A 21,960-nucleotide genomic window follows, 5' to 3' on the forward strand; every position below is an offset into this window, starting at 1 on the left:
CTCTGTGCCGTACACTCTAATTATACCACGATTCCTACTGTCTATCGTGATAGTTTTCGTTTATCGTGATGCTGTCAAAGCATGATGTTTATTTTCAATTTTTCTGCTTTCATCTAGCAATTCTTCCAAAACATCAATATTTTCTTTATCTTTTAATACGTTTATAGCTATTCTTCCTATTTTACCATCTATTTTTATCCTTTTATACCATGGTCTAATATCTTTCAAAAATCTCTTATTGTCAACAATTTTTTCTAAATTATTTGGCAATTCATAAATTGATTCAAATATCTTATCAAGTTCTTCCAAAATGATGTCATCTTTTGTTAGTTGATATTCTTCTATTAACTTACTTACACAAGTCTTAAAAGGCCACATTGGAGGATTTTCAGCATTCTCACATAAAAATTTAACATATTTCCAACCATCTCCACCTATCTCTTTATAAGCTTTTTCTAAAGCTATATACGGGTTATATGCTTCTGGATTCCACATATAATATGAATAAGTAATTAGTGATATCTTAGACGCTTCGGCTTGGTTCATTGGATTTGATAATATATACTTACAATTATGTTTATATAATCCACGGCTTCTATTTATTACTGCACCTAAATATAAATTATCTTTGGAATAATCATTTACAGGATAATTATCCCATAATACAAGCTCATGCTTATATATGTTAGATATATTGTCAGCATCAGAATTAGTAATTGTTGGCGCAGTTACACCTATTCCTGTCCAAAAAACTAATATATTTTTATCAAGTTTTTCCCTAAGACTTCTTCTGTAATCGGAATCTTCTTCCTGATGATACTCTGTCGGGCACATTATAAATTCAATATCATTGTATTTATCTTTTAGATAGGAAAAAACTTTATTGCACAAAAATGCATGTGCATTTCCTGGTATCAAAAATTCTTTAATGTCATCTTCATATTTTAATTTATAGTCTATATCATCTAATAACAAAGCAAATTTTCTTACGCCTTTATTTGCAATAATATCGTATTTTTCACATAAAAGCTTAAAATCATAATCATCTGTATACTTTATAGAGTTTCCAGGACTAACAGAAAACACAAAATCAACGTTTTTTTCATTGCACTTATTTATTAGACCATCCAACTTATTAAGTAAATCTATTGGATATGGCTCTCTCCATTTTTCTCTGTGATACGGATCATCTTTTGGCGCATAAAAATATGTATTCATTTTATGTCTTCTCAAAAATGATATCATATCAATCCTATCTTCAAAACTCCACGGCTCGCCATAAAAGCCCTCTATTATTCCTCTCATTTTGAATGAAGGCCAATCGATTATTTCCACCTCAGGTACGATGACATAGTCACCTTTCTTCTTGAATAGATTAAAGACAGTATCAACTGCATACTGGTAACCCCTATAGTCACTATATTCAACTAATATATCATCTTTTATTTTTATTCTATATCCTTCACTTGGTATTTTCTCATTTTTATATGTTTTTAGTTTTAAATCGCCATCCATTCTAACTATTTTTATAAATTCAGGTAAATCAAACTCATCAATTTTTTCTTCAACCGTAATATTTACCAATTTTTTGTATATCTTTTCATCACCAGTGAAAAATATTTCTTTAGGTTCTGGTACAATATCAATCATTTTTATCCTCCAATCTTTATTCCTACTTCAAACATCCTATTCCAAGGCATATAAACATCAAAATTGTAATGAAAATCATTTAAATTTTTTTCACTAAATTCATAAAGTTTCTTTTTAATAATTTCAGATATTAATTTTCCTTTATCCTTTAGGGTAAAATAATTGAGGCCATAAGTGTCTAATGAGTCTGTTACAGAAGATCTTATAAAATGTTGATATCCCCAATCTTCTAGATATCTAAGATATAAAAATTTTTCCGAAGCAATCAATTGGTCTTGTGAAGATATATTTTGTCTAGAATAATAAGACGAAATCATACTGTGTGATATAACTGTGCCTAATGTATTTGAAGATGTATTCCATCCGCCGTAAGAAAGAAGTTTTTTTAGTAAATTGTACTTCTTAATTAATTGCATTAATTGATTATCTGAGCCATTTGGCATTGCAACATCCGCCACAGAGCATAATTTACCTTTATTAATATAATAATTGATGGCTTCTACAAATTCATTTAAATTTCTTTCTGGATCAATGATATCAATTTTGCTTAATATAGAATCCCAGTTTTCAGACAATTTTAATGTAAGTTCCGATGGCGGATTAACCATCAAAATGAAATCAGCATCAGAGCTATTATCTATTATTATCCCTCCAGCCGAAATAATATGGTATTTAACTGTCTCATTAAGACTTCTATCTTCATATCTCGGTATTAACGTAGAACCTATTTCAGATGAATATCTTATAAAAACTGTTGGTTTTCTATTCTTCAGTTCATTAAAAACTCTCGCGATCAGTGTGCACCCTACTTCATCTGCGCCCGGATATGAATATATCCTATCTGTCAAATCTAGGTCACTTATATATTTCATAATCTTTCTGCGCTCTCTTGCAGAAAACCCATACTTCGAACAATCATCCATTGGAATAATCAAAAAATCAATTATCCCCTCTTTTACAAGATCAACAACTTTCAAATTTATTAGATGATTTACACGTCTTCTGTTTAAAAAATCATTTAATACATCCATAGGAATTTGATTTTTAATTTTATTATATTCACTTATATCTTCATCCGCTGCAACATTAAGTTCTAATTTATCAGATAAAACCCCATATTGAAATATTTTCTCACCATAATCCTCATAATAATCTGGTTCTTCGTCAGAACTATTATATGATGGCGATCTCATAATAAGATTAAATCCATAAACTCTTAAGTTTCTATTCATAGTTTTTAACTCTTTGATTAATTCAAGCCTCTTAATGCATTCATTATATGTCATTCTATGAAGTCTGGATGGAACAATTCCTCCATATAATAACATATCAATTGACACTACAAGATGACTTACATCGTTGATGTTATTGATTATCCAATCTTTAAGTTTATCTACATCTGCTGCACTTTTTTTATTACCAAGTATATCTAATGGAGGTTCAATCATTTCTATATCGCTTATATCCATTATCATTTTAGGATAAATATAATTGCAAGGCCTTTCATCAAGCGGAATATACATTACTTTTTTATTCATTGATTATCCCCCAGTTCTTTAAATCCACTTTTATAGAATTTATATGGCCTAAATCCAAATTGTCCATAAAACTCTTTAAGAATTGTCCAATCTATAACAACATTTCTCGTTCCCCTCATTTTCAATAGATTAAGCGATTCAAGTAATAATTTATTTCCTAGTTTTTTACCTCTATAATCTATGTCAATGCCTATTGGTCCAAGCGATCCATTTCCAGTTGCATCCACATTTATCTTACAAAATCCTATTACACTTTTGTCGCTCCACATTAATATTATATTTTGGAAGTCACCATTATTTTCGATATAATTATTGATTTCATGCTTCCATCTGCCAGGAAAATTCTTGTCAAAAAATTTATTAAGAGAATTAATATCATTTAATCGAAATTCTTTTACTATATAGCTGCTATCCATATTTATTTTAACATTAAGTTTACTAAAATCTAATTTTGAAACATCCGCCATTAAATCATAATGTGGTTCATTTAATTGAAAGCCCAAATCTTTAAAAAATCGCTCTACTTCATGAGATGGTTCAGGAATGCCAGAAAAGAAATTATTTATATCACCGCCAAGTAAGATTTTTCTAACTCCCAAATTTATCAGTTTTTCTTCTGAGAGTTTATAAAGTGATGTTCCATAGCCATGACATCTAAATTTTTTGTCAACTAGCAATATATTCAACCATGCACAATTTTCATACTCCTCAATTTTTCTATTATTTAATTTTACTATTATAAGCCCAACAACTTCATTGTCGATTTTTAAAATAAATGAACCATTACTATAAAAATCAACATCATCAAAGACATTTTTTATAAATCTATCTCTATCTATATGATATTTTTTATCAAAATTATATCCCCATAATTTTATTACCCCATCAACATCTTGTTTTGTTATATTTTCAAACATATTATATTACCTCTCAAAGTTTAAATTATATATCATAGCCATAATCACGCATAATTTTTCTAATTTCACGCCCTTCTATCTCGCTGGCCTTCATGTCTTTTTGAATGCTATATGCAGCAGCAATACCTGCAGCTTCTCCTGTTGCTCTACACGTTGGCTGTATTCTTATTGATGATTGAGCTATGAAAGTTGAAGATATACATCTTCCAGCAACTAATAATCCTTCTATATTTAGTGGAACCAGGCATCTAAATGGTATTTCAAAATATTCATTATTTTCTATAGGCACAATCTTAACTTCGGTTTTTATACCGTGCACATCAACTGGATACGCCGTTTTTGCAATTGCATCATCGAATTTTGATCTGTTATTATAGTCATCAACGTTTAAAATGTACTTTCCTTTTATTCTTCTTGATTCTCTAATCCCGATCATAGGAGCAACAGTTAATATATAACTTTCTTCAAAGCCTGGTATATATTTTTTTAAAAACTTATAAAGTCTTTGTATCATTTCTCTACCTTTTTGATATGAATAAGATATTTCCTTTACATTAAGAACATCCCTGATTTCTGGTATCTCCGGACAATTAAAAGACATTACACCGGGCATTCCTGGTATCGAAAATGCTTGAAAATAAACTCCATCTTCATAATTAATAACCTTGTCATTAAGACCCTTTTTAAAGACATTTTCAAGCGGAAAATTACCATTCCATACCATTGCAGTTTCAATAAGCGGATAATCCAGACCCCAATTTTGGCCAAGATCTTTAAGAAATGATTGTAATTTTATAAGATCAATATTTCCAACCATAAATCTTAAAGAAATTGCCTGATTCTTACCAGTTCTCTCATCACCAATAAAGCATGGTACTCCCGCAGAAAATGCTACATCGGCATCGCCAGTACAGTCAATAACAAGCTTTCCAAGTATTGCGCTTATTCCTGATTTATTATGAACAAGCACGCCTTTTATCGTATTGTCTTCTACTATACTGTCTAAAAAGAAAGTATCATAGAAAATTGAACCATTATACTCTAACATCATTTCCTCAAGAACAAATTTCATCATTTCCGGATTAAACCATCCGTCATTTCCACTTGAGTCTTTTGCACCATACCCATAATTTATAAGCCTTCTACGAATTTCTTTATCTATAGATGAAGCCGGATTGCCTTTAATATTAACATGCATCATTGGTGTAACCTGAGCAGCAGTTGATGAACCACCAATGAACCCATATTTTTCTATTATTAATGTTTTGGTTCCTTCTCTAGCAGATGCAATTGCAGCAATAGAGCCTGCTGTACCACCTCCAACAACTATAACATCATATTCATCATCTAAAATCGGTATTTTATTATTTTTATATAAATAATATTTCATGATGACACTTCCCTAATCAATCAGTAATCTCCACCAATCATACTCTTCAATATAACTTAGATCAAACAACATACATCCTTGTGATTTCTTAAAACACATATCAACTGCTTTTTTAAAGTTCTCTGGTTTGCCTTCATACTGTTTCACAAAAAGGCTTCCAATGATAGGCACCACATTCATTGTTACTTTACTAGCCATTATCCCAGAGCCTTCCACGCTATACCAATATGCAGGTTTACCATTTTTAATCGCCTCATCTATTGTTACATCAGGATAATAAAATCCAGACATCAGTTTATCCAGACATTCAGCATAACCAGTTTTTGAATACTCTTTTCCTACCCACGGATAATCTTCTGGTATATACTTTTCACTAGCCCAATTTGCTCCAACCTGATAATAAATTGGATACCACGTTCCTGCATAATCTATAAATTCAATTTTTTTGTTTGATTTGTTTATTGTTTCTCTAACTCTTATAATGAATTTTTTGATGTTTGATGCCTTAAAAGTTATCCAATCCCCAAAAAGATCCCCATAGATAACTTGTTTATCACCATTATCATCTACTTTAAGTTCATAAATATCTGTAGGCCAATTGTACGCTTTCTTTCCTATAAACTCCTCAAATTTATCTTTAGTATATTCGCTAAAATCTGCTGCAAGTCCTATGAATCTGACTCTGTCAAGCACAATACCATCAATATCATAATTATTAATCAATTCATTTATCACGCTTTCCTCATACTGCTGAACATCCTCTCTTACGGGATTGACAAAAACGTCAGAAAAATCATCAATAGAATCAAACGTTTTTAATTCATCTATATCCGTAATTGGTTTTATAGACGATTTACCTTCATTATTAATTCCATATAGATATGTTTGCCAATATGGGTGTTCATAGCCTTTTGACAAATTGCTTTTATTTTCCTTATTTCCTTCCGAGAAGACATCTACAGCGGCATATATCCTTAAATTTCTATCATGTGCTTGTTTTATATATAATTCAAGATAATCTTTATCCTTTTCAAATTCTGAATCATAACAACTATAATGTGGTGCTATTTCACTTTTGTATATGCAAAAACTTGATGGATCTTTAACACTTAGTACAATAGAACCAATTCTATATTTAACACATTTATCAAGTATTTTTTCGAAGTATTTATTATCGAGAATTATATTCTTGTTAGCATGAATTTCTATCCATAGATAATAATCTTTATCCAAACTTACTCCTCCTAACCTTTTATAGCACCTGCAACAGCATTAATGAAATATTTTTGAAAAGCTAGAAATACTATTATAACTGGAATTATGGATAATACTGTTCCTGCAGCTACATAGCCAAATTTATAATTAAACTGGCCAGATAAATATTTTAGAGCCGTTGCTAAAGGATATTTATTCGGATCTTGTAACACAACTATAGGCCACAAAAATGAATTCCATAGACCTATAAAGTCAAATATTACAATCGTAGAGATTGCTGGCATAACTTCCGGAAGCATTATCTTATACCATATCTTAAATTCTGATGCACCATCTATTTTAGCAGCATCAATTAATTCCCTTGGTACAGTCAAATAAGATTGCCTTAAAAGTATTATGCTAAAAACAGATACCGCACCTGGGATAATAACACCAGTCAAAGTATCAAGTAAGCCCATTTTTGATATAGTCAGGTAGTTAACAATTAGCCCTGCAGCAGCCGGCAAAATCATGGTACTAACTAATGCAGAAAATATTAAATTTTTGCCATAAAAATCCATACAAGCCAAAGGATATGCTGCAAGTGAAGCTAACACAACATCAAGCACTATTCCTGAAACTGTTATTATTACTGTGTTCAAAATATATTTAGGTATTGATATAAAATTAATCACACCTATATAATTAGCTAATGTAAATGGATGTGGAATTAAATCCATTGTGTAAATATTTTGGCCTGTTTTAAATGATGAAGATACAAGCCAAATAAAAGGTCCTGCTAAAAATATTGCTATTATTATCAATATTAAGTAAGTTATTGTTAATGAAAATATCTTTTTTATAGATTTTACTTTTTTGTAATTTACAGATTTATTATTTAAAGTTTCCATATTAATAATAACTCATTCCTCCTTTTCTACCACCATATATGAATACTAATATGCTTAATGCTGTTGTCAAAATAGCAACTAACAAGCCTATCGCTGATGCATAACCAAAGTTAAAATCCGTAAATGCTTTCTGGAATTGATAAACACTTGTTACCATAGTTGCATCTCCTGGTCCCCCATTTGTTAACACATATACAACATCAAATACTCTGACTGCAGATAAAATGCTCATAAATGTACATAACCATATATATGGTTTTAATAGCGGGATAGTAATTTTGTATAATGTTTGGGTTCTTGTAGCTCCGTCAACATAAGCTGACTCTTCTAATTCTTTAGGAATTGATTGAAGTCCTGCAAGGTATATCATCATATAATATCCAAGTCCTTGCCACATAGTAATAAACATTAATGATAATAGTGCAAATCTAGGATCATTTAAAAAAGATATTGGTTTACTAAAAATACCATGCTCAATCATAAATGTATTAAGTAACCCATGTGGATCAAAAATCCAACCCCATGTAATTGAAACTGCAACCATAGAAGTAACAACAGGTATATAATATAAAACTCTAAAAAATGATATGCCTTTTATCTTTCTATTTACAAATATAGCTAATAGGATTGACAATAGCTGAAGCGGTGGGACAACTCCAACAAATAATATTGAATTTTCTACTGAAACCCAAAACTCATGGTCATGTATAGCTCTTGAGAAATTAGCCAGCCCAACAAATTTTGATTGCCCAACAACAGAATAATCATAAAATGCTAATGGTATGCTTGCCACTATTGGATAAAAAACGAAAATCACAAGAAAAATCATAGCTGGCAGAATAAACAAATAAGCTATCAATGATTTTTTTAACTTATTCTCCATTTCTAAAACCCCTTAAGGAGCAAGGCTTTTTAAGCCTTGCTCAAAATTATTACTACTATTACTAACCTGATAACATTTGATTTACATTCTTTTCAGCATCATCAAGTGCTTGTTTAGGCGTCTTTTGTCCATGAAATGCTTCATCAGTTTCTTTGATTAATTCTGATGTTATGTCGCCACTATTAGGCACACCTAGCGTTTTGTCAGTTGATTTGCTTAGAAAATCTGCTGCAATAGATATGGCTTTGCCTTCTAGAGTTGATGTATCAGATTTGAAATAAGAATCTTGTGATGCTTTTATTGTCGAAGGAAAAACTTTTGCTTCCTTCGCAAATTCAAGCTGATTTTCATCATTAGTTACAAAGTTTGCAAAATCTATAGCTTCTTTATGATGTTGGCTTTTTTGCATTACTACTAAATCCATTATTGGATTATCTATAACTCCACTTTTACCTACCAATGGTTGTGTAATATCTGTATTTTTGTAAATATCAGGTGCCTCATCTTTTATACGGGATAAAGATTGTGCTCCAGAGTTTATAAGCCCAAGTTTTCCCGTTGAATAAAGTTGTAGCATTTTTGTCCAGTTACCTTCTGCATCTAATGGGAAAATATCATTCTGATAATATTCTTTAAATTTTTCCAACAATGCTAATGTATCAGGTGTATTAAAAGCAGCTTTTGTCTTATCTTCGTTAAGGATATTTATACCATAACCCCAGTATGCCTCATTGTGGAAATAGTCTGGAACATATAAATAAGCTCCAGTCTTATCTTTAAATTCTTTCGCCATTTGGAATACATCATCATATGTCTTTGGTGGATTCATTCCTGCTTTTTCAAACAGCGCTTTATTATAAATCATAACTGAAGGTGCACCATACCATGGAAAAGCATATATCCCATCCTTTATTTTTGTTGATTCCCATAATGTTTTTATATATATACTTTTTTGTTCATCTGTTGCTTCTTTATTTAAATCAACCAAAGCTCCTTTTGCTGCTAACTGCAATGCCATATCTGTATTTAAGTTGACAACATCTGGTACATCATTACCTGCAGTTGATGCCACTAACTTATTTTGAATTGCGTCATATGGTAAATCTGTCCATTTAATCTCAACATTTGGATGAAGCTTCTTATATTTTGCAAATAAATCATTGAAGTAGTTATCAAACTTTGGTCTTAAGGATATAGTCCAAAATTGTAATGTTATTTTTTCGGCAGTATTATTAGAAGTCTTGGCATTATTGGAATTGGACTTTGATGAACTGTTTCCGCAAGCAGTAAATGCTGTTACAATCATAACTAGCACCAGCAACATACTTACTGTTTTCAATATCTTACTTTTAATCATTTAAACAACCCCCTCATTTAAAATTAATTTTGCAGCCCCATATACTGTCGAAAAGTTATTAAGTCCTGCAACAGAAATATTTAAATCACATTTTATTTGTGATTTTAAATATTCCCACCACAGATCTTTTGAATTTGTTACACCACCTCCGAGAATGATTATTTCAGGATCAATAAAATTTCTTATGTTAAAAATTAATAATGAGAGCGATTTTACAAATTCATCCACAACTAACTTTGATATTTTATCGTTTTTCATATACAATTTAAAAACATCTTTCGCACTATTCACCAAATTGGAGCCTGCTATTTCATTGTATCTTTTATATATTGCAGTACCCGATATATATTGTTCAACGCAACCATTTTGCCCGCAGTTGCATCTTTTGCCACCAGGATACAAAATAGTATGGCCAATTTCCGCTGAGCTGAAATGACTTCCTCTTATCAATTTACCATCTAGTATTATTGCACCCCCAACACCTGTCCCTAAAGTTATCATTAAAATATCTTTAAAACTTTTAGCAGAGCCTAGCCAATTTTCACCAACAATTGCCGCATTAACATCATTTTCAACTATTGTTTTTGTCCTATATTTTTGAGAAATAATTTCTTTTAAATTTATGCCAGTCCACCCTGGTAAATTATCTGTAGCATAAATAACTTCACCTGTATTAAAATTAATTCTACCGGCTGAACCAATACCAATTCCTTCTATATCAGTATCAAATAAATCATCTAATACACCGAATAATTTTTTCAATATGTGATCTCTGCCTAAATTAGCATCTGTTGAAGTCTCTTTAAATTTAATTAAATCTCCATTTGAACCAATAACCCCACCTAAAATTTTTGTACCACCAATATCTATACCAATAACTTTTTTCATTTCATAAACACCTTAAATCAATACAATTTATCTAAAACTGCTTTAGCAGTTTTGTTTAGATTTTGAACTGCTTTATCCTTCATTTTCACTGCTATACACGTATATAAAATATCAAGTATATGAAGCTGAGCTATTTTAGAAGTTAAAGCACCACTTCTTAATGGCGTTTCTTTTGCAGATGTTAGCAATACTATATCCGCTACTGCAGTAATAGGCGATCTTGCATAATTTGTAATGCAAATAACTTTTGCTCCAGCTTCTTTAGCTAACTTACATGTTTCTACAGTATCTTTTGTACTACCTGAAAAAGATATTCCAATTGCCACATCACCTTCCTTAAGGTTAACCGCTGATATGGCCTGTATATGTGGATCTAAATTAGCATCAACGTTTAAACCAAGCCTCATAAATTTGTACTTTGCATCAAGTACAGTATAGCCAGATGCACCAACACCGTATATTTCTATCTTATTTGCTTTTATGATCTCTTCGACAGCCTTCTCAAGTTCACTGATTGACAACATTTTTGTAGTATTTGAAATAGCCAATGTATTTTCAGTAGTTATTTTTTGCAAAAGTACATCAATTGTGTCACTAAAAGTTATATTCTCGTGTATACTTGTTTCTGGGCTCGTTGTCTCTTTTGCAATATTTAATTTGAAATCCTGAAAGCCAGTTAATCCAATATGTCTACAGAATCTAATTATTGTTGTTTCCCCTACATTAATTTTTTCTGCAAGTTCTGTTATTGAAGAATAAAGTACTTCTTCCGAGTTCTCAAGAACATAGTCAGCTACTTTTTTTTCAGCATTTGTCAATGAATTATATACACTTCTAATTTTTAATACGACGCTATTTTGTTCCTGCATATTTTACCGCCTTTCTTATTGATTCAGCAAAATGCTTTGTTATCTCTTGAGGTCTTGTTATAGCTGTTCCAACAACAACTGCATAAGCTCCAAGCTCTAATGCTTTAATAGCTTCTTCTGGAGTCCATATTCTTCCTTCAGCGATAAGTGGAATCTTCAACACTTTTGATAACTTTTCAATTAATTCAAAATCTGGTCCATCGAGCTTTGGACTATAATCTGTATAACCAGAAAGTGTTGTTGATACAATATCAAATCCGACTTTCTCAGCTTCAATTCCTTCGTTATAAGTAGATATATCAGCCATTACCAAAATATTCGGATATAATTTTTTAACTTCCCTTAAAAGATCTTTTGTTGATATATCTCCTGGTTTAATCAACTTAGTGGCATCAATTGCTACAATATCCGCGCCAGCTTTAACAACTGCACTTACCTCTTCTATAGTAGGTGTTATATATGGCTTATACCCTTCATAATTTTTTTTAATAAGACCTATAATAGGAAGTTTCACTTCTCTTCTTATAGCTTTTATATCTTCATAACCATTTGCCCTTATAGCCACAGCTCCTCCCATTTCTGCAGCTTTAGCCATTTTTGCCATTATTAAAGGGCTGTGAAGTGGTTCATCACTAAGTGCTTGACATGAAACTATTAGTCCATTTTTTATATCATCTAATACCTTCATTGGCATCTCCTCTTTTCTTTTTGTTATATTAATATATTTGACATTAATTAAAAAATTCCTTCTTTATTTTAATAAAAAAAGAAAAATTTTTTTGTAAAATTTAGTTAATAATTTGAGTTTCTTTCCTATATGCTATAGTTTTATATTTATTATCAATTTTCAAATTAGCCATTTTATCATTTCCAAAATTCTCAAATTATAATGTTACTTTTTAGAGCCATAAAAATATTTTTTCTCAAATTATTACAGCATGATTAAAAAAATTTTCCCCTTTTTAAGAACATTAATACTAAAATTTGTCAATAGTTGTTATTTGATAATTTAGAATATTTGATATATAAGATTTAAAAAAACTAAAAATATTCGATATAATTCACGATTTTACTTGTAGTTGTGTATCCAAAAATGCTAATGTATAATTAAAATAGTAAATTGTATTGGTGGTGAACAGTATGGATATGGATGAATTCAACAGATGGTTTAATCAAGCAATTCACACATTGAAATCAGCTTATAGAGATTATAAAGATGGAGATTATTCATGGTCATGTTTTAAAGCACAACAAGCTGCGGAATATGCTGTTAAAGCACTTTTAAGAGCGTTTGGCATTTCTATAGTAGGCCATTCACTTGTTAAATTAGCAAATGATCTTGATAATGCTGGAATTAATAAACCTGATGATTATAATAAGTGGGCTAGAAAACTTGACAGAGATTACATTCAACCACGATACCCGGATGCTTACCCATCAGGAAGTCCTTACGAATATTATGATGAAAATGATGCAAAAATATCATTGGAATACGCCCAAAATATCCTAAATTATGTGGAGGAGTATATAAATGAATGCAGCAATGATAATAAGGGAGCAGAAAAGGAATAATCTAATAGGTATAGGCAAGAAATACTCGCAAATTATTAGCGATGTTTTACATCCTATGTGTGCAATTATAATCGGTTCAGTTGCCAGAGGAGATTTTAATGATAGCAGTGATATCGACGTAATAATAATATCAGATAAAATGCCTATCAATTATAAAGAAAGAATGAAACTATTATACGATTATGTTTTCGATGTGATCGAACCAAAAGGCTATAACACTGAGGAATTTAAAAAACTATATTTTAAAAATAATCCCATTTCTATTGAAGCAATTGAAAAGGGTATTGTAATTTATGATGACGGAATATGGGATAAACTAAAAAAAGATATTGTTTCAGGTTAGGTTGGAGAAATCCAGTAAAAAACGGCTATCATAGCCGCAATCAATACTTTCTTTAATTCTTTTTATTTATAAAATCGCTTGGCGATTTTAGGATTTTAATTGGTATTGAAAATAAAAATTTATTTAATTCGCTTATCAATTCTTCTGTTATTTTGAAAGATTTCTCTAATAATCCAATGTTTTTATTTCTTGATATAAAGTCATCTTTCAACTCTATTTCGGTCTTGCAATCTTGACATCTTATTCTAATTATTTTTTCATCGCCATTGTAGTAAATCACGTGGTTAGTATTTTTATCGCAGTGTAAGCAAAACAGGTCGGCTTCCATATACTTTATCATATAAACACCTCTTGTAAACTATTCTTGATATTAAAATGTATAGCCTAAAACTCCACCTATATTTACTTAATAAAGTGGAGTTTTGCATATACAATAATTTTCGACATTCCCAGCCATTTTATCTAATAATTTCAATCTGAAAATTATTCTCCCAAAACAATTATCTTGCATTTTCGAATGCGTGGTCTTGTGCGATCAAAATCCACAAAGTAAATATAGCCTGTTGGCCCTACCCCTAATTTCCCATTATCAACTTCAAATATTTGGCTGGAACCAATCAATGTAGCTTTTAAATGTGCATCACAGTTTAGAAGTGCTGAACGGTCACCATTTGGAAGATAGTCTTCTACATCAGGCCATGATAATACTGCTTCATAATGTTTTTCACCGGGATAATTATATTGTCCTTCTTCAACTTGATCTGGAATTATCTTTTTAAGGACATTGTTTAAATCAGCTTGAAGATATTCATCACCATCTTCAGTATAATCGTGAACAAATTCTTCAAAAAACACAGAACAAGTAGTATGAGGAGAAATCACAGCACAGATGCCATTTTGTATCTCGCTTTTTTTGATTATTTCCTTAACAGAAGGAGTTATATTAAAAAAGCTAGGTGTTCCTCCATGAGATGTTAAATAAATTTGTTCTTTATATATTTTCATTCTAATGCCTCCTTCCTTATCTTAATTCATTTTTAGCCTTTACAATAGCCTGTATCATTTCTTCTAACATTTTTATTCTATCCGGCGCATTGATTATGCCGCTTGTCGCTCCAGTCCCATCTGCACCATTTATTATCGTCTGATAAACGTCTTCCCCAGAACTTATTCCCGCTGCCTGCATGACTAAGATATTGTCATTTATATCTTTTATCTTTTTTGTAGTTTCTCTTATATACTCGTAACCACTGGTTTTCCCTGTACCAATTAAATCAGTTGGTTCACACAATAGTATATCAGGCTTCAACATAGCTATAGCTGTAGCTTCTTCTACAGAATCAGCACATACAATTGTAATAAGTCCTAAATCTTTCGCTCTTTTTATTGTTTTAACCAAATCGGATAATTTTAATGAATGTTCAGCATGATTTAAAAATACTGCTTCAGCGCCCGATGATTTTATCGATTCAGGCAGTACATAGCCCATACCACGTCCAGGTAGTAATGGATCCATATGCTGTGCTGTAATCTTGATGTTTTTTGTATTAGATTTAATATAATATAAATCTGCAAATGGCGCTGTAAAAAATATGTCGACATCATATTCTTCAGCAAACTTGTCTGCAGCAAGTGCTAATTGCAAACTTTCTTCACCGTATAAATATGACTTGGGATTGACTACAAAAAATGGTGTTCTTATTTTGCCCATGTTATCACCTCTTCATATGACATTAGCTTGTCTGTATTTGTTTGTTTCAAAAACATCATAATAATGTTTTAAGCATTCCTTCATACCTTCTCTTTGAGCATAAATCAGTTCATAATAATCGTTAAATTGAGTGTTTTTCACTTTCTCACATGCAGCAGTTACCAAATCGGTATAAATGTTTATCTTGCTTATTCCTTCAGTGGCACATCTTTTTAAATTGTCATCTCCAGAAGATGAGCCTCCATGAAGTACCAGAGGAACATCCACAGCGTTCCTAATTTCTCTTAATCTGTTAAAATCTATAACTGGTTTCCCTTTATAATGTCCGTGAGCGGTGCCAATAGAAATCGCTAAAGAATCTACATCTGTAAGCTCCACAAATCTTTTCGCATCTTCAACGGTAGTATATATACTATCACTATTGTCATTATTTCTATAATTTTCACTGTTGCCAACATGCCCAATTTCGGCTTCTACAACCACTCCTCTTAAATGAGCGTATTTTACTATCTCTTTTGTTTTTCTAACATTGTCTTCGAATGGTTCCATAGAAGCGTCTATCATTACTGAATTGAATCCATTGTCTATTGCTTTCATGATCAACTCTTTTTTTGTACCATGGTCAAAATGCAATACTGCCGGAATTTTAGTTTTTTCACCATAGTATTTACCCAAATATAGTGCTTCATCAAGTGATAAAAAATCTTCATGTGCCTCTGCGTATGCCAAAATAATAGGTAGATTTAATTTTTCCGCAACTTCAATATATGCTTTTATAGAGTTCTGATCTACGAAATTTGGAGCCGGTATGGCGAAATTATATTTCCTTGCAATTTTAAATAATTCTTTTGATGATACTAACAAGAGATCATCTCCTTATATTTAATATTTTATGATAGATAACATTTTCAAAATCTTAATGGGAGCATTAAAACTCCCATTAAGATTTTTATTATTTAAAACAGATTCATAATCTTTAAAATTATCCATGTTAATGGATTAGCACCATCACATATACTTGATATTTGAGAAGCGCCGCTTGGGAATTTAAATGCAGCGTCCGTTGCAGCCTGCGTAAGAAGTGGTGCAACATTAGTTGCAATTAAAAGTCCTACACCAATTACAATTGCTCCTATTAATACTGACCTAAACACATTTCCTTTAGTAATAGGCGCTATCATCGCCACCATAAACGGTATTGTAGCTAAATCTCCAAATGGCAAAACATTGTTACCTGGCAGTATTACCGCAATCAATATCGTAATAGGTACTAAAATTAACGCTGTAGATATTGCTGCAGGATGACCAACCGCAACTGCAGAATCAAGCCCTATATAGAATTCTTTACCTGCAAATCTTTTCTGCATAAATGATTTTGCGGCTTCGGAAATTGGTATAAGGCCTTCCATGAGTATTTTTACCATCCTTGGCATCAAAAACATTACACCAGCCATAGACATTCCAAGATTTAAAGTCGTCTTTGCATCAAATTTTGCTAATATACCTAATATCAATCCCAAGATTAAACCTAATACAACAGGCTCTCCAAATATGCCAAATTTCTTATTAATTGTGTCAGGATCTGCCTCAATTTTGTTAACATAAGGTATCTTGTCAATTAATTTATTCAATGGTATAGCTATTGGTACATACGCTGCTGAAAAACCATGCGGTAGGGATATTCCCGGTAATCCGTAAAAATCCTGAACCATTTTTGCTGTCCAATCTGCAAGCTTCAACACTATAGCTGCATTAATTGCTGCTGCAATTAAACCTAATGTTAAGTTCCCTGTAGCTACAGTAACAAGAGCACCAGTAAAAGCAAAATGCCAATAATTCCAGAAATCTACGTTTACAGTCTTCGTCAATCTTGTGGCAAGCATTATGATATTGATAGCAAGTCCTAATGGTATTACAAAAGCTCCTACTTTCGATGCAAATGCGATTGCTGACGATGCCGGCCAACCGACATCAATCACATTTAATTTTACGCCCATGTTCTTGACCATTGCTTGTGCTGCAGGTCCTAGATTATTAACAAGCAAGCCTATAACAAGATTTATTCCAATGAATCCTATTCCGATTGTTAAAGCTGAACGAAAAGCTTTGCCAGGCTTCTCACCTAAAATCATACCAAGTATGAAAATTATTATAGGAAGCATTACAACTGCGCCAAGATCCAACAAATATTTTATTACACTCATTCATAACACCTCACTTTTTCAATTCATTTACGATCTCTTCAAGTACTTTTTCTTCGCCTATACCTGTTATCAAGGAAAGAGCATTGATGCTTTTTTTGCCAAAATTGTCTTTTAAAATCGTTGTAGTTACGATAAGATCTGCATTTTCCGCATATCCTTTGATCTCTGTAACTTTGCATTGGATTATGTTTACATGGAGATTCTCCCTTTTACATGCTTCTGTTATCTTTTCAGCGACAACTGTCGATGTAGCAATTCCTGTTCCACACGCGACTATAACAGTCTTTCTTGTCATATTCATTCTCCTTTCAATATTTTAAACAGTTTCATCATTTAAAGTACAATTTTTTATGATCTCAATAATTTCATCACCTCCGTCTTCACCAATGATCTTCTCCAGTAATGAATCATCTTGTATCAGTTGAATTAGTTGCTGCAGCATTTCAACTTGACTGTGAGATTCGTTTAAAGCAATCATAAAGATTATATTTACTAAAACATCTTCCAACGGATTTGCCATGTTTTTGAAGATAACTGGTTTTTTCAGTGTTGCGACTGCTATCGCAGGTTTTATTACATGTTCTGGATCTGTGTGTGGTATCGCAACATTGTACTTATTTAAAAGCAAACCTGTCGGAAAAACTTTTTCTCTCTTTTTTACTGCTTCCAAATATGTCTCTTTGACATATCCGTTTTCAAATAGTTTTTTGTAAAGCACATCAAATACATCGTCTTGACTTATGGCATCAAAATTTGTAATAATTAATTCTTTGTTGAAAAACTCCGATATCTTCATATAATCTACCTCCTCATTGTTTACACCTTTATATAATGCAAATACCGTGCCAATTAATTGGACGGTATTGTATTTCTCATGATTATTTCTTTTATTTCTTCCTTACTTTTGGCTTCTTTTAGGTCTTTTAATATTTTTTCATTCGATAAGACCTTATACAAATCAAGCATGTAATCTTTAGCATCTTCTTTCAAAGCCAACATAAAAATTAAGTCTGTTTTAAAATCTCCTTCCCAATAGATGGGTTCTTTCAACTTTGCTATGGCTATGGCAGGTTTTGTGACATATTTTGTGTCGCCATGTGGTATCGCAACTCCCCCTTTCATCCATGTAGCACCCATCGATTCTCGTTTATATGCGCTTAGTATGAATTTCTCATCAACGTATCCTCTATCCTCAAGCATATACACCATTTTGTCTATAATATCGCTTTTCATTGATGCATCAACATCAAATAATATTAGATCATCGTCTAATACTTCTTTTAAGCGGCTTTCTTCCACAACATCTATGTTTACTAGTTTCTTTAACCTTTTTAACCCTTCCCCATTCATTATTTCCTCAACAGAGATATATGGAATATCACTTATTTTAGGATCGATGGTTCCCACAAAAGCTTGAATATTGTTTTTGCTCCTTATCTTATTTATTTCCGTATCAAGTTCTCTTTCGCTGAAAAGACCTAAAGGTATTATCTTTAATCCACTTTTTATCTCAGGTATCTTATCCTCTATATATTTCTTTATCTTAAGCGCAGTTCCCTCACCAGTTATGCAGATGGTTACTATGGCTTTCGGAAGTTTGTTTGAATCTTTCACACCTTCCACATGTCCTACGTAAGATTTATTTTCATCTAATGCATCAGCTATTTCGTCAATGGTGGCATCTGGCAGAATAGCCCGCCTTACGGCTTCCAAGACCATTACAGTGTCTACCCTTCCAATGGTCCTTGTAGGTATGCCTGTCCTTTTTGTTATTATCTCACCAAAAGTGATGAGTGAACCCATATCAACAAGTATTATACATCCTTTCCCTTCATTCACCTTCTTCACGACTTCAATTGTACGCAAAAGGGCATCTTCTGGGCTTTCATCAAGTGCCATCTCTACCCCGTGAGCTATATTTACCCCTAAAAGCTTGTTTGCCACATCTGCCATGCCACAGGCTACATGTCCATGTGTTAATACTATAACAGCCACATTCCCTTTATTTCCACCTTCACTAGCTGAAAATGTTCTCAAGTACATGGCTACAAAACCAACCTCATCGTCTGTAAGCTCAATATCCAATATTTTATTGATTCTGTCAACCATCTTTTTCGCCACAACGTATTCCCTCATGTACTCGCTTTTGACGCTTTCAAGCTGCGGGTTAAATATAGATTTCCCGCTTTTCACCCTTTCGTAAGCTGCGCTTAGGTGAATAGCCAGTGCATAGAAAAGATTGTCCTTTATATTTTTGTAATTTTCTTTTGCTATGTCTATGGCTTCTTCAACGGCATACAATATTTTCTCGCCTACGATTTCCTTTAATTCCTTTTTTGAAACAAAATTTTTTGTTCGTATATCGTTGGCAAATTTTTTAAGCTCTGATTCTACTTGATTTCCAACGATCTTGTAGATTTCGTCGGTTTTTAACCCATCATTTTTTAGCTCAGTAAATCTATCCTCTATAAACTGGTATATTTCATCTGGCAAAATATACCTATCTTCTTTAGGCAGCAATTTGCTTACGTTGTTTGGATATATGATGACATCCTTATCCGAATATTCTTCTATATAAGGTTCTCTTTTGCTGACTTTCAAAAGCCCCATCCTTACATGGTTTGGCAAATCGGCAAGATTTATCGTTATTTCGCCATCTCTATTATCTAAAGTCTTCAAGAAACCTCTTGCACATGCTACTTGTATATCGCTCCTCATTTGACCTATATTTCCGGGGCAATCATAAAGCATTAAGGCCCTAAGCGCATCTGGCTTTAATTTTATTGGCTTATTTATTCTAAACGCTTCCTTTTTAAAGAAGAATTTTATAATTTCAAATCTCTCTGTATGTGGCCTTTCGCTTATAGGTGGTAGCTCTATAACCATAGGGATCCTGCGCCTAAATGTAAGTAGAAGCGATGATTCCGGATTTTCTGTAGTAGCCGCTATAAGCATTATGTTAGCTTCTCTTTCACTGTCAGTCTCTCCAAGCCTCCTGAATTTGCCTTTGTCAAGTAAAAAAAACAAGATCTCTTGTCCCTCACTGGGAAGCCTGTGGACCTCGTCAAGAAATAGTATGCCACCGTCGGCTTTTTCTACCAAACCAGCTTTTGACGACTCTGCACCTGTGTACGCTCCTTTTACATATCCGAAAAGCTGTGACATTAAAAGTTGTGGATTATCCGCATAGTCTGCGCAGTTAAAGACGACAAAAGGACTGCCGGCCTTTAGCCTGCCTGATTCCAACGCAAATTCGTACATAGCTTCTGCCAGTTGGCTTTTCCCAACGCCAGACGGTCCCAGTATTAATGTGTGAAGGCCATGTGGTGGATATAGAATGGCGGCTTTGGCTTGACTTATCTGTGTCTTTAAACTTCCATCGTATCCTATTATCTCTTTAAAAGACATAAAATCACTTTCTCGACTTATCTCATCATCTTTACCATTGTCATCTTTTACATTATCAGCCACTATAATCTCTGAACTTAAGATTTCCTTCTTTACCTGCGACGCCGCAAATCTCGATATGTCGTAGCCTAAATCGTTTAATCTCTTTGTAAATTTCCTATCAGAGATCTCTTTATCTTCGCTTAAAATCTTTTTTGCATCTTCATAAAGGTATGGCTTTCTCCGCTCTCTGGAATCGGGTATACCATTTTCAAGTCTATATTGTGTCACTTCTTCTCTATTGACATTTAGTATAGAAGCAATTTTTTCATCTGTCAGAGGATTTTTCTTATCTTCATTTTCTATTATCTTTACGATTTCATCCACATTATCATCCTCCCACTACAAAATAATGCAAAAAATATGCCATATTGGATGGCATAAAATGTACGTGATATATTATATCATATATTGCATATATAATATACGCATGATACAATGAAGTTGATAAGGGAAAATTTTCATTAATACATAGATAGTTTCTATCTTGATAAAGATATAATAAAGAGGTGTCAATTATGGAATTACCTGATAAAAAAGAAGTATACACTTACGATGATTACTTAAATTGGACAGATGATCAAAGAATTGAGTTAATCGATGGACAGATCTATTTGATGGCTCCTCCATCAACAATGCATCAAAGAATATTAAGAGAAATATTCACAGTTTTTTCAGTATACTTAAAAGGCAAAAAATGTGAAGCATTCTGTGCACCTTTTGGAGTAAAGTTTACTGAAAAAAGCGAAAAAGATATTAAAACTGTTGTAGAACCTGATATCGTAGTTATCTGTGATAAATCGAAACTTGACAATGATGGATGCAAAGGTGCTCCCGATTTGATTGTCGAAATAACATCTCCTTCAACTGTAAGAAGGGATAGAGTAGAAAAGTTTAATTTGTATGAGAAATATGGAGTAAAGGAATACTGGATAGTAGAACCCGATCTTAAAATAGTCAATGTATTTGCACTGCAGGAAAATAATAGATATGGCAGGCCTGAAATTTATACTGAAGAGGATAAGATTAAAGTTTCTATCTTTGATGATCTCTCTATAGATTTGAAAGATGTTTTTAGTTGATGTT

At 32.3% G+C, this 21,960-nt stretch carries 22 protein-coding genes; 3 read left to right on the plus strand and 19 right to left on the minus strand.

Annotation, left to right across the window (positions count from 1 at the left end; all coding sequences use genetic code 11):
• Positions 1–60: 60 nt before the first annotated feature.
• The 11 genes from J2Z80_RS04465 to J2Z80_RS04515 all read right to left on the minus strand — a co-directional run bounded on the left by J2Z80_RS04465 (position 61) and on the right by J2Z80_RS04515 (position 12,285).
• The gene (locus J2Z80_RS04465) at positions 61–1,650 is read right to left on the minus strand and encodes a glycoside hydrolase family 84 protein (RefSeq protein ID WP_209453322.1); all 1,590 of its coding nucleotides are present in this window, start codon (positions 1,648–1,650) and stop codon (positions 61–63) included.
• A gap of 2 nt (positions 1,651–1,652) precedes the next feature.
• Positions 1,653–3,188 (minus strand): DUF4127 family protein, encoded by a 1,536-nt coding sequence (locus tag J2Z80_RS04470; RefSeq protein ID WP_209453323.1) that lies wholly within the window; start codon positions 3,186–3,188, stop codon positions 1,653–1,655.
• Complete coding sequence (locus J2Z80_RS04475) at positions 3,185–4,105, minus strand: GNAT family N-acetyltransferase (protein WP_209453324.1); 921 nt, start codon at positions 4,103–4,105, stop codon at positions 3,185–3,187. Before J2Z80_RS04475 ends, J2Z80_RS04470 begins: the two co-directional genes overlap by 4 nt.
• Before the next feature lie 25 nt (positions 4,106–4,130).
• Positions 4,131–5,495 carry an FAD-dependent oxidoreductase gene (locus tag J2Z80_RS04480; protein WP_209453325.1) on the minus strand — a complete coding sequence of 455 codons (1,365 nt, stop codon included), beginning with the start codon at positions 5,493–5,495 and terminating at the stop codon, positions 4,131–4,133.
• A 12-nt stretch (positions 5,496–5,507) separates the two neighbouring features.
• Positions 5,508–6,728 (minus strand): alpha amylase family protein, encoded by a 1,221-nt coding sequence (locus J2Z80_RS04485; protein ID WP_209453326.1) that lies wholly within the window; start codon positions 6,726–6,728, stop codon positions 5,508–5,510.
• Between the two features lie 11 nt (positions 6,729–6,739).
• Positions 6,740–7,600 (minus strand): carbohydrate ABC transporter permease, encoded by an 861-nt coding sequence (locus J2Z80_RS04490; RefSeq protein ID WP_209453327.1) that lies wholly within the window; start codon positions 7,598–7,600, stop codon positions 6,740–6,742.
• Position 7,601: 1 nt separating this feature from the next.
• A complete protein-coding gene (locus J2Z80_RS04495; protein WP_209453328.1) occupies positions 7,602–8,483 on the minus strand; it encodes a carbohydrate ABC transporter permease in 882 nt (293 codons plus the stop codon).
• A gap of 61 nt (positions 8,484–8,544) precedes the next feature.
• Positions 8,545–9,840 carry an ABC transporter substrate-binding protein gene (locus J2Z80_RS04500; RefSeq protein WP_209453329.1) on the minus strand — a complete coding sequence of 432 codons (1,296 nt, stop codon included), beginning with the start codon at positions 9,838–9,840 and terminating at the stop codon, positions 8,545–8,547.
• Positions 9,841–10,728 carry an ROK family protein gene (locus tag J2Z80_RS04505; protein ID WP_209453330.1) on the minus strand — a complete coding sequence of 296 codons (888 nt, stop codon included), beginning with the start codon at positions 10,726–10,728 and terminating at the stop codon, positions 9,841–9,843.
• A 17-nt stretch (positions 10,729–10,745) separates the two neighbouring features.
• Entirely contained in the window at positions 10,746–11,597 is an 852-nt protein-coding gene (locus J2Z80_RS04510) for a MurR/RpiR family transcriptional regulator (protein ID WP_209453331.1), read from the minus strand.
• A complete protein-coding gene (locus tag J2Z80_RS04515; protein WP_209453332.1) occupies positions 11,581–12,285 on the minus strand; it encodes an N-acetylmannosamine-6-phosphate 2-epimerase in 705 nt (234 codons plus the stop codon). The genes J2Z80_RS04510 and J2Z80_RS04515 overlap by 17 nt, the downstream gene beginning before the upstream one ends.
• 452 nt (positions 12,286–12,737) lie before the next feature.
• Between J2Z80_RS04515 and J2Z80_RS04520 the strand changes: the two genes are divergently transcribed.
• Together J2Z80_RS04520 and J2Z80_RS04525 are read left to right on the plus strand one after the other, a co-directional pair.
• Complete coding sequence (locus tag J2Z80_RS04520; RefSeq protein WP_209453333.1) at positions 12,738–13,169, plus strand: HEPN domain-containing protein; 432 nt, start codon at positions 12,738–12,740, stop codon at positions 13,167–13,169.
• Complete coding sequence (locus J2Z80_RS04525; RefSeq protein ID WP_209453334.1) at positions 13,129–13,512, plus strand: nucleotidyltransferase domain-containing protein; 384 nt, start codon at positions 13,129–13,131, stop codon at positions 13,510–13,512. Before J2Z80_RS04520 ends, J2Z80_RS04525 begins: the two co-directional genes overlap by 41 nt.
• Before the next feature lie 52 nt (positions 13,513–13,564).
• Here the strand turns inward: J2Z80_RS04525 and J2Z80_RS04530 are convergent, their stop codons facing one another.
• The 8 genes from J2Z80_RS04530 to J2Z80_RS04565 form a co-directional block, all read right to left on the minus strand.
• On the minus strand, positions 13,565–13,852 hold the full coding sequence (locus J2Z80_RS04530; RefSeq protein ID WP_209453335.1) for a hypothetical protein: 288 nt from the start codon (positions 13,850–13,852) through the stop codon (positions 13,565–13,567).
• Positions 13,853–13,995: 143 nt separating this feature from the next.
• Positions 13,996–14,517 carry a YjbQ family protein gene (locus J2Z80_RS04535; RefSeq protein ID WP_209453336.1) on the minus strand — a complete coding sequence of 174 codons (522 nt, stop codon included), beginning with the start codon at positions 14,515–14,517 and terminating at the stop codon, positions 13,996–13,998.
• Positions 14,518–14,533: 16 nt separating this feature from the next.
• On the minus strand, positions 14,534–15,223 hold the full coding sequence (locus J2Z80_RS04540; RefSeq protein ID WP_209453337.1) for a triose-phosphate isomerase: 690 nt from the start codon (positions 15,221–15,223) through the stop codon (positions 14,534–14,536).
• A gap of 12 nt (positions 15,224–15,235) precedes the next feature.
• A complete protein-coding gene (locus J2Z80_RS04545) occupies positions 15,236–16,087 on the minus strand; it encodes a class II fructose-bisphosphate aldolase (protein WP_209453338.1) in 852 nt (283 codons plus the stop codon).
• 92 nt (positions 16,088–16,179) lie between these two features.
• Positions 16,180–17,427, minus strand: a complete 1,248-nt coding sequence (locus tag J2Z80_RS04550) for a PTS galactitol transporter subunit IIC (RefSeq protein ID WP_209453339.1) — start codon at positions 17,425–17,427, stop codon at positions 16,180–16,182.
• A gap of 10 nt (positions 17,428–17,437) precedes the next feature.
• The gene (locus J2Z80_RS04555; RefSeq protein WP_245301146.1) at positions 17,438–17,722 is read right to left on the minus strand and encodes a PTS sugar transporter subunit IIB; all 285 of its coding nucleotides are present in this window, start codon (positions 17,720–17,722) and stop codon (positions 17,438–17,440) included.
• A gap of 21 nt (positions 17,723–17,743) precedes the next feature.
• Positions 17,744–18,223, minus strand: a complete 480-nt coding sequence (locus J2Z80_RS04560) for a PTS sugar transporter subunit IIA (RefSeq protein WP_209453341.1) — start codon at positions 18,221–18,223, stop codon at positions 17,744–17,746.
• Positions 18,224–18,276: 53 nt separating this feature from the next.
• Positions 18,277–21,201: a sigma 54-interacting transcriptional regulator gene (locus J2Z80_RS04565; protein ID WP_209453342.1), complete on the minus strand. Its 2,925-nt coding sequence runs from the start codon at positions 21,199–21,201 to the stop codon at positions 18,277–18,279.
• Positions 21,202–21,392: 191 nt separating this feature from the next.
• Between J2Z80_RS04565 and J2Z80_RS04570 the strand changes: the two genes are divergently transcribed.
• On the plus strand, positions 21,393–21,956 hold the full coding sequence (locus J2Z80_RS04570; RefSeq protein WP_209453343.1) for a Uma2 family endonuclease: 564 nt from the start codon (positions 21,393–21,395) through the stop codon (positions 21,954–21,956).
• Positions 21,957–21,960: the final 4 nt, after the last annotated feature.

Origin of the sequence: Thermoanaerobacterium butyriciformans (assembly GCF_017874545.1) — a bacterium.
GTDB classification, from domain to species: domain Bacteria; phylum Bacillota; class Thermoanaerobacteria; order Thermoanaerobacterales; family Thermoanaerobacteraceae; genus Thermoanaerobacterium; species Thermoanaerobacterium butyriciformans.